The sequence below is a fragment of the Sphingopyxis sp. genome, assembly GCF_036402335.1.
Taxonomy (GTDB): Bacteria; Pseudomonadota; Alphaproteobacteria; order Sphingomonadales; family Sphingomonadaceae; genus Sphingopyxis.
The window spans coordinates 1-8,060 of sequence record NZ_DASWTD010000365.1; the positions used below are offsets into that span (position 1 = coordinate 1).

Annotated in this window: 11 protein-coding genes; 8 read left to right on the forward strand and 3 right to left on the reverse strand. The window is 66.7% G+C overall.

What is annotated here, in order from left to right; translation table 11 throughout:
- Window positions 1–122: 122 nt before the first annotated feature.
- The 8 genes from VGD20_RS11505 to pal all read left to right on the forward strand — a co-directional run bounded on the left by VGD20_RS11505 (window position 123) and on the right by pal (window position 6,177).
- Window positions 123–536: a GFA family protein gene (locus tag VGD20_RS11505; RefSeq protein ID WP_331134575.1), complete on the forward strand. Its 414-nt coding sequence runs from the start codon at window positions 123–125 to the stop codon at window positions 534–536.
- Entirely contained in the window at window positions 529–1,557 is a 1,029-nt protein-coding gene (gene ruvB, locus VGD20_RS11510) for a Holliday junction branch migration DNA helicase RuvB (protein WP_331134576.1), read from the forward strand. The genes VGD20_RS11505 and ruvB overlap by 8 nt, the downstream gene beginning before the upstream one ends.
- Window positions 1,558–1,658: 101 nt before the next feature.
- Window positions 1,659–2,138, forward strand: a complete 480-nt coding sequence (locus tag VGD20_RS11515) for a YbgC/FadM family acyl-CoA thioesterase (protein WP_331134577.1) — start codon at window positions 1,659–1,661, stop codon at window positions 2,136–2,138.
- Window positions 2,132–2,830 (forward strand): protein TolQ, encoded by a 699-nt coding sequence (gene tolQ / locus VGD20_RS11520; protein WP_331134578.1) that lies wholly within the window; start codon window positions 2,132–2,134, stop codon window positions 2,828–2,830. Before VGD20_RS11515 ends, tolQ begins: the two co-directional genes overlap by 7 nt.
- Window positions 2,830–3,339 (forward strand): ExbD/TolR family protein, encoded by a 510-nt coding sequence (locus tag VGD20_RS11525; protein ID WP_331134579.1) that lies wholly within the window; start codon window positions 2,830–2,832, stop codon window positions 3,337–3,339. Before tolQ ends, VGD20_RS11525 begins: the two co-directional genes overlap by 1 nt.
- A 27-nt stretch (window positions 3,340–3,366) precedes the next feature.
- The gene (locus tag VGD20_RS11530; RefSeq protein ID WP_331134580.1) at window positions 3,367–4,173 is read left to right on the forward strand and encodes a hypothetical protein; all 807 of its coding nucleotides are present in this window, start codon (window positions 3,367–3,369) and stop codon (window positions 4,171–4,173) included.
- Window positions 4,174–4,178: 5 nt separating this feature from the next.
- The gene (gene tolB, locus VGD20_RS11535; RefSeq protein ID WP_331134581.1) at window positions 4,179–5,552 is read left to right on the forward strand and encodes a Tol-Pal system beta propeller repeat protein TolB; all 1,374 of its coding nucleotides are present in this window, start codon (window positions 4,179–4,181) and stop codon (window positions 5,550–5,552) included.
- Window positions 5,553–5,658: 106 nt separating this feature from the next.
- Window positions 5,659–6,177, forward strand: coding sequence for a peptidoglycan-associated lipoprotein Pal (pal, locus tag VGD20_RS11540; RefSeq protein ID WP_331134582.1), 519 nt, complete (start codon window positions 5,659–5,661; stop codon window positions 6,175–6,177).
- Between the two features lie 30 nt (window positions 6,178–6,207).
- Here the strand turns inward: pal and VGD20_RS11545 are convergent, their stop codons facing one another.
- From VGD20_RS11545 to gspM, 3 genes are all read right to left on the reverse strand, one after another.
- Window positions 6,208–6,957: an A24 family peptidase gene (locus VGD20_RS11545; protein ID WP_331134583.1), complete on the reverse strand. Its 750-nt coding sequence runs from the start codon at window positions 6,955–6,957 to the stop codon at window positions 6,208–6,210.
- 31 nt (window positions 6,958–6,988) lie between these two features.
- Window positions 6,989–7,705: a type II secretion system protein N gene (gene gspN / locus VGD20_RS11550; protein ID WP_331134584.1), complete on the reverse strand. Its 717-nt coding sequence runs from the start codon at window positions 7,703–7,705 to the stop codon at window positions 6,989–6,991.
- On the reverse strand, window positions 7,702–8,060 hold a 359-nt coding region (gene gspM / locus VGD20_RS11555; RefSeq protein WP_331134585.1), incomplete at its 5' end, for a type II secretion system protein GspM. The genes gspN and gspM, both read right to left, overlap by 4 nt.

Consider the following 8,060-nt stretch of genomic DNA (forward strand, 5'->3'; position numbering starts at 1 on the left):
CATCGAAGCCGCGAACCCTGAATGGCGCGACCTCTCCTTCGAAATCGGCGCCGGACCGATCGGTCGGGCCATGGATGCTGAAACAAGTTCAGCATGACGAAGTTAAAGGATATCGCGCACCCATGACCGACACCGCCACCCCCACACGCCACGCCTCCTGCCGCTGCGGCCAGCTCCGCATCGCCTGCTCGGGCGAACCGATCCGCGTGTCCGTCTGCCACTGTCGCAATTGCAAGGCACGGAGCGGCAGCGCCTTTGCCGCGCAGGCGCGCTTCCCTGCCGATCAGGTTCGCACCGAAGGCGAAGCGAAATTGTACCAGCATCCCGGCGGCAGCGGCACTCTCGCGGACTTCTACTTCTGCGAAAACTGCGGCTCCACGCTCTGGTTCCTCAATCACCCGGAGCTCGACAGCTATGCCGTGCCGATCGGCAATTTCGAACCCGGCCATGACTTCGAGCTGCAATTTTCAGTCTATGAGGATCGTCAGGAACCTTGGGTTTGTATCCTCGGCGAGGCAATAGAGCGTTATGACTGAGCCCGCCCTCACCACCCCGATCCGCATCCCCGAGGACGCCGACGCCGCATTGCGGCCGAAGACGCTTGCCGAATTCGTCGGGCAGGCCGCGGCGCGCGAGAATCTGCGCATCTTCATCGAGGCGGCGAAGGCGCGCTCCGACGCGCTCGACCATGTGCTCTTTTACGGCCCGCCGGGGCTCGGCAAGACGACGCTGGCGCAGATCGTCGCGAAGGAACTCGGCGTCGGTTTCCGCTCGACCTCCGGCCCGGTGATCGCCAAGGCCGGCGACCTCGCGGCGCTGCTGACTAATCTCGAGGACGGCGACGTCCTGTTCATCGACGAGATCCACCGGCTGTCGCCCGCGGTCGAGGAAATCCTCTATCCCGCGATGGAGGACCGCGCGCTCGACATCATGATCGGCGAAGGGCCGTCGGCACGCTCGGTGCGCATCGACCTGCCCAAGTTCACCCTCGTCGGCGCAACAACGCGGCAGGGACTGCTCACCACCCCGCTGCGCGACCGCTTCGGCATCCCGGTGCGGCTCAATTTCTACACGCACGGCGAACTCGAGCAGGTGATCACGCGCGCTGCGCGGCTGCTCGCGCTGCCGATCGCCTCCGACGGTGCGCTCGAAATCGCGAAGCGCTCGCGCGGCACGCCGCGTATCGCTGGACGGCTGCTGCGCCGCGTGCGCGATTTCGCAACCGTCGCGGGGCATGATGTCGTCGATGCACGCGCCGCCGACGCCGCGCTCAACCGGCTCGAGGTCGACGCGCTCGGGCTCGATGCGATGGACCGGCGCTATCTGACGATGATCGCCGATATCTATCGCGGCGGGCCCGTCGGGGTGGAGACGCTCGCAGCGGGGCTCAGCGAACCGCGCGACACGATTGAAGACGTTATCGAGCCCTATCTGCTCCAGGTCGGCCTGATCGCGCGCACGGCGCGCGGACGCATGCTCAACGCCAGCGCGTGGAAGCATCTGGGCCTGAGCCCGCCTGCCGGGTCGCAGGACGGACTTTTCGACCAGGCAAAATAGAAGGATTTCTGCGGGTTTCATTCTGCCAACCGGCCCCGATCTGCGACGAACCGTTCAAGAGGGGTTTGCGACGAGTCGTTGCGACGCTATCGGTTGGGACAATGGTAAACGCCCCGCCCCCCTTCCTCCCCGGCGCCTTCGTCGGGGCCGAGCATCATTTCCGGGCGCGCGTCTATTTCGAGGACACCGACCTGTCGGGCATCGTCTATCACGCCAATTACCTGCGCTATATGGAGCGTGCGCGGTCGGACATGCTGCGCATCGCGGGCATCAACCAGCGCGCGGCGATGGAAGGCGGCGAGGGCAGCTGGGCGGTCACCGACCTCGCGATCAAATACCGCAGCCCGGCCAGGCTCGACGACGATCTGCTCGTCGTCAGCACCGTGACAGCGGTGCGCGGCGCCAGCGTGGTTATTTCGCAGAGCATCCTTCGCGGAACTGACACGTTAAGCGGCGAGACATTGACCGACGGGCAAGTAACCGCCGCCTTCCTGTCGCCCGCAGGCCGGCCGCGCCGCCAGCCTGCGGGCTGGGCCGACCGATTTACCGCCATCATGAATGGAGAGACTTTCCCTTGCTAGACAATATCAAGCTGGCCGCCGACGCGGCGACGTTGTCCCCCATCGCGCTGTTCCTGCAGGCCGACTGGATCGTCAGGGGCGTGATGATCGGGCTGTTGCTCGCATCCATCTATGTCTGGGCGGTCGTCTTCACACATGGCTTCAGCGTCGGCAAATTGATGAGCGCCTCCGAACGGTTCGAACGCGATTTCTGGCGCGCCGACAATATCGACAAGTTTTTCGACAAGAACAGCGACGAGGACCTGCCGAGCGCGAAGGTGCTCGCCGCGGGGATCGGCGAATGGCGGCGTTCGACCAAGGGCAAGAATGTCGATCGCGAAGGGACACGCGAACGGCTGGGCATCGCGATGAACAGTACCGTCGTGGGCGAAGTCGACCGGCTCGCCGAGAAAATCAGCACATTGGCGACCATCGGGTCGGTTGCGCCTTTCGTCGGGCTGTTCGGTACCGTGTGGGGGATCATGCGCAGCTTCACCGCGATTGCGGCGGAGAATAACAGCAGCCTCGCTGTCGTCGCGCCCGGGATCGCCGAGGCTTTGTTCGCCACCGCGATCGGCCTGTTCGCTGCTATCCCGGCGGTGATCGCCTACAACGCCTTTTCGCAGCGCCTGAACCGGCTCGAATCGCGCCTCGGCCGCTTCGCCGACGGGCTGCACGCGACCTTCAGCCGCGAACTCGAGGTCGAAGCCTGATGGCGATGAGCGGCCCCTCGGGCGGCATCGGCGGACGGCGCGGCCGCGGTGGCCGCCGCGCGCCGATGTCCGAAATCAACGTCACCCCGCTTGTCGACGTCATGCTGGTGCTGCTGATCATTTTCATGATCACGGCCCCGCTGCTCGCATCGGCGGTGCCGATCAACCTGCCCGAGAGCCGGGCAAAGCCGGTCGAGACCGAGGAGCAGGAGCCGGTGCAACTGTCGATCAACGCCGATGACACGCTCTATATCGGCGAGGATATAGTGCCCGGGGCCGAACTTCCGGCGCGGCTCGATGCGATCGCGCGCGAGAATGAAGGCACGGACAAACCACGCCAGATCATGCTGCGCGCCGACAAGGGGCTCGACTATGGCCGCGTGATGCGCGTGATGGGTGAGCTCAATCGTGCTGGCCTGTCGCGGATTTCGCTGGTGACGACGGGGTCGGAAGGCACCGCCGGCAGCGCCCCAGCTGCGGTCACCGACGGTTCAGCAACGGGGCAATAGGCTGGGACGATGGCCGAACCACGGGCAGTGAGGGGGAATGAAGGACGCGGCATCGCCATCGCGGTGGCGGCGCATGTCCTCATCATCGGCCTGCTGTCGGTCCAGTGGACCGCGGGCGACCGGCGCTTCGACAACCCCCCGATGGAAGTCGACCTGATTGCCGAAACCGCGGTGGAATCGAGCGCGCCGATCATCACCGAAGCGCCGCCGTCGGCCCGGCTGGGCGAAGAAGACGCGGTCGATATCGCCGCGCCCGAGCCCGTGCCGACACCGCCGGTCCCCGAACCGATCGTCCGTCCGACGCCGGCCCCGACCCCCAAACAGGTCGCACGGCCGGTTCCGGCCCCGCCGAAAAAACAGCCGCCCGCGGTAACGAAGGCCCCGCCCAAGGCCGCGCCGAAAACGGCCCCGACGAAAAAGACCCAGACCCGCCCGACGGGTCGGCTCGACGGGATCACCGACGGCCTCGGCCGCGAACAGACCAAGGCGCCGCCGAACAAGGGCGCTCCGGCATCGAAGACCGCGGCCGAAGTCCGCCGCTCGATCGACGTCAGCATCAAGTCGGCGGTCGCGCCGCGCTGGAACGGGTGTCGCATTTCGGGCGTCGACGTCGACCAGCTCAAGACCGTCGTGAAATTCCGCCTGACCCAGTCGGGTGCCCTCGCCGGCTTTACCAGCGTCACGACCAGCGGCGAAAACGACAGCAACAAATTCCAGGTCCAGCGTCACCAGGAATGCGCCAAACGTGCGGTCGAACTCGCCGCACCCTTCGACCTGCCCGAGGAAAATTACAGCTTCTGGCAGAATTACACGCTCGATTTCATCAAGAGGTAAGAGAAATGTTCCTCCGTCCGATCAGCCTCTCGCTCGCCTTGCTGCTCACCGCAGCGCCGGTGCTCGCGCAGACCACGGCCGCCCCGGTGGCGCCCCCCGCAGTCACCCCGACCGAACCGCGCGAGACGATTGAGGGCACGCTGTCGCAGGACCGCACGATCATCGCGATCCCGGCGCTCGCGACCGCATCGGTCCAGACGGTCGCGGGCCTGCGTACCGACAGCCTCGGCCGCCAGATCGCCGAAGTCATCGCCGCCGACCTCGAACGCAGCGGCCTTTACGACCCCTTCGGCCCCAGCGGCATTCGCGCGATCACCCGCGCCGAGGTCCAGGCGCCGCGCTTCGCCGACTGGCAGGCGCGCAACGCCGAAAATGTCGTCCATGGTTTTGTCGATGCCGGGTCGAACGGCAGCCTCGTCGTCGGATGCTATCTTTACGACACCGCGCTCGGCAGCGAGCTTGTCCGCAAGGGGTTCGAAATCCAGCCTGGCGACTGGCGCCGCGCCGCGCATAAATGCGCCGACGCCATCTACTCGCGCCTGTCGGGCGAAGCGCCCTTCTTCGACAGCCGCGTCGCCTATATCGCCGAGAGCGGCCCCAAGGGGAACCGCATCAAACGCCTCGCGATCATGGACAGCGACGGCGGCAACCACCGCTTCATCACCAACGGCCAGGCGCTCGCGATTTCCCCGCGTTTCTCGCCCGATTACAAAAAGATCGTCTACGTCAGCTATCTGAACAACCGCGTCCGCGTCTTCATCTACGACGTCGCGGCGGGCTCGCAGAAGCTGGTGACAGAAAGCGCGAACGCGACCTTCGCGCCGCGCTGGTCGCCCGACGGCACGCAGATCCTCTATTCGATGGCCGTGAACGGCAACACCGACATCTATCGCATCTCGGCAAACGGCGGGACGCCGGTGCGGTTGACCAGCACACCGGGCATCGATGTCGGCGGCAGTTTCTCGCCCGACGGCAAGAAGATCGTGTTCGAGAGCGACCGGTCGGGTGGCCAGCAAATCTACACGATGAACATCGACGGGTCGAACCAGCAGCGGATCAGCTTTGGCGGCGGCCGCGCCGCCACCCCCGAATGGTCGCCGCGCGGCGACCTGATCGCCTTCACCCGCATGGGCGGCGGCGAATTCCGCATCGGGGTGATGACCCCGTCGGGCGGCGGCGTGCGGATGCTAACCAACAGCTGGCAGGACGAGGCCCCGACCTGGTCGCCGAACGGCCGCGTCATCCAGTTCTTCCGCACGACGCCGGGACGCGAGGGCAAGTCGAGCCTTTGGCAAGTCGACCTGACCGGCGTGAACCTGCGCCGCCTGCCCACCCCGCAGGATGGATCGGATCCCAGCTGGGGACCGGTGCTGCCCTGACGAAACCGGAACCAAAACGGCCGAATCGGGTTCCAGTAGCGCGTCCTGAACGGGCCGTTTTGCCCGCACGAACAGATTTCCCAACAACAACAAGAGGACAGAAGACATGACGATACGGAAAAGCACCGCGATGATCGCGGCGATCACCATGCTTGCTGTGGGTGCCTGTGCGAAAAAGGCTCCCGAAACGCTTCCCCCCGTTCCCGAAGGCACCGGAACCGATACCGGCGCCGGAACCGGCACCGGCGTGGTTCCCGGATCGCAGGAAGATTTCCTTGCCAGCGTCGGCCTCGAAGGCGATCGCATCTTCTTCGATTTTGACCAGTATAATGTCGATGCGCAGGACCAGGCAACGCTCCAGACCCAGTCGCAGTGGCTGCAGCGCAACCCGGCCGTGCGCGTCACGCTGGAAGGCCATGCCGACGAACGCGGCACCCGCGACTATAATATCGCGCTCGGCGAACGCCGCGCCAACGCCGCGAAGAATTATCTCGCGTCGCTCGGCATCGATCCGTCGCGCATCAACGTCATCAGCTATGGCAAGGAACGCCCGGCCGAACTCGGTTCGACCGAGGAAGCCTATGCGAAGAACCGCCGCGCGGTGACCGTCGTCATCGGAAGGTAATTTTCCGACTGACGTCGGAGCGCGGCAGTTTCAGCGCAGCTGAAACTGAACCCACAACGACCAGAGCGGCACCGCGGCGAAAGCGGCGGTGCAGGCAAAGACACCGAAGGGGACCCGTCGCTGACCGAGCGGCTGGTCCCCTTTTCGTTGGGCGATAAGCGCCCACACGATCCCGCCGAAGCTCGCGAGCAGCAACATCAGCGGCAGCGCCTGCCAGCCGAGCCAGGCGCCGATCGCCGCGACCAGCTTGGGATCGCCGCCGCCCATGCCCTCGGCACCGCGCGCGCGCCGGTACGCCCGGGCGACCAGCGCGAGCACCGCCCCCCCCGCCAGCGCACCGATCCAGCGGTCGAGCAGGGATGTTCCAAGCATCGGCCCGGCGAACAGCACGCCCGCGACGGCCAGCAGCGCATTCAGCCGGTCGGGCAGCCAGAAATGACGCGCGTCGAGCAGCGCCAGCGGCAGCAGCAGCCAGCCCAGCAGCGCCCAGAGCCACCCTGCCGTCCCGGGCAGGAGCGCGAGAGCGATTACCCCGATGGCGGCCGAGCCCAGTTCGACCTGCCAGTGAAAGTGGTCGATCGGGGCCTGGCACGTCCGGCAACGCCCGCGCGATACCGCGGCCGACAGCAGCGGTACGAGGTCGGACGCGCCCAGTGTCCGCCCGCACCGATCGCACTGCGACCGCCCGAACACCGAGCGGCCGGCCGGCCAGCGCAACACCAGTGTTGCAACAAAGCTGCCAAGGACCAGCCCGGTCACACCGGCGAAAAGGACGCCCATGCCAAAGGGCAAGGCGTCGAGAATGGCCACGTCAGAAGCGGCCCGAGGTCGCCAGCACGAACCCGCCCGAACCCGCCTTGAACCCCAGTGCCGCGAGCGCTGCCGCCATTGCGGGATCGCGGTCGACGTTGATCGCGAACTGCGCGCGATACGCGCCGCTGCCGTCGAACGACAGCGTCAGCCGCTCCATGCCCGACTGGCTGGCGAGTGCCGCTTGCGCGCGCCCGCCAGCGCATTTCAGCGGTCCCGACAGCCCGCGCGACAAGTCGAGTCCGGCGATGGGAGCCGTTACCGCAAGCTGGATCTGCCCGCTCGCCGCAGCGCATTTGCCGGTGCCGTCGAAGCGGATCGTCGCACCTTCGAAACGGATCGTGTCGACGGGGATCATCCCGAGCCCGCCCGACATCGACGTCGTGCCGCTGACGTCCGAAACGCCGCGCGGATTGCTGCCGTGCAGGCGCCCCGCTAGCGCGCCGAGCCGTTCGTCGGTGCGCGAAAAGGCCAGCTCGGTGTCGCCGCCAAGCAGCGCAAGCGGCGACAGGCTGGCGCGCACCGTACCGAGCGGCAGCGCGCCGAGGCGCGCATCGACAAGCTCGCCCGACCAGACCGGCCCGCGAATTTCGCGCGCAGTGATGCCCGCATCGGTCGCACCCGAAAGCCCGAGCGCGAGCCGCATCGGGAAGGTCGCGACGAGAAGGATCAGCGCGAGCAGCAGCGCCGCGATCCCCCAACGCCTGCGCACGCTCATTGTCCGCCCTTCCGAAGCTCGGCGGTCATGCCGACGGTGCCGTCGGCGGCAGGGGTGATCGTCAGTTGGTCGACGACGAAGCCTTGCCCTTCGAGCGAGGCGAGCCAGTCTGTCAGCACCGGTGCCTTGGCCGTCGCAATGGCAATCGTCGCCTGTCCCGCGCCGCGTGCCTCGTTGCGGTCGAGCGTCAGCCCGATCTCGCCCGCCGATTGCGCCAGATACTGGTCGATCGCGACCGCATCGACCGTCGCGGCAACCGACTTCGCCGGGCGCTGCGCGAGCAATTGCACTTTCGCGGCGACCCGGCCTTCGCGTTCGATCGCGGCGCGATGCTGGCTTTCCAGATCGACGAAAG

Bases quoted from the DNA above. Each gene is read 5' to 3' on its own strand.
- VGD20_RS11505 (WP_331134575.1), top strand. From the start codon at position 123: ATGACCGACACCGCCACCCCCACACGCCACGCCTCCTGCCGCTGCGGC.
- ruvB (WP_331134576.1), top strand. From the start codon at position 529: ATGACTGAGCCCGCCCTCACCACCCCGATCCGCATCCCCGAGGACGCC.
- VGD20_RS11515 (WP_331134577.1), top strand. From the start codon at position 1,659: ATGGTAAACGCCCCGCCCCCCTTCCTCCCCGGCGCCTTCGTCGGGGCC.
- VGD20_RS11525 (WP_331134579.1), top strand. From the start codon at position 2,830: ATGGCGATGAGCGGCCCCTCGGGCGGCATCGGCGGACGGCGCGGCCGC.
- tolB (WP_331134581.1), top strand. From the start codon at position 4,179: ATGTTCCTCCGTCCGATCAGCCTCTCGCTCGCCTTGCTGCTCACCGCA.
- pal (WP_331134582.1), top strand. From the start codon at position 5,659: ATGACGATACGGAAAAGCACCGCGATGATCGCGGCGATCACCATGCTT.
- VGD20_RS11545 (WP_331134583.1), bottom strand. From the start codon at position 6,957: ATGGGCGTCCTTTTCGCCGGTGTGACCGGGCTGGTCCTTGGCAGCTTT.
- gspN (WP_331134584.1), bottom strand. From the start codon at position 7,705: ATGAGCGTGCGCAGGCGTTGGGGGATCGCGGCGCTGCTGCTCGCGCTG.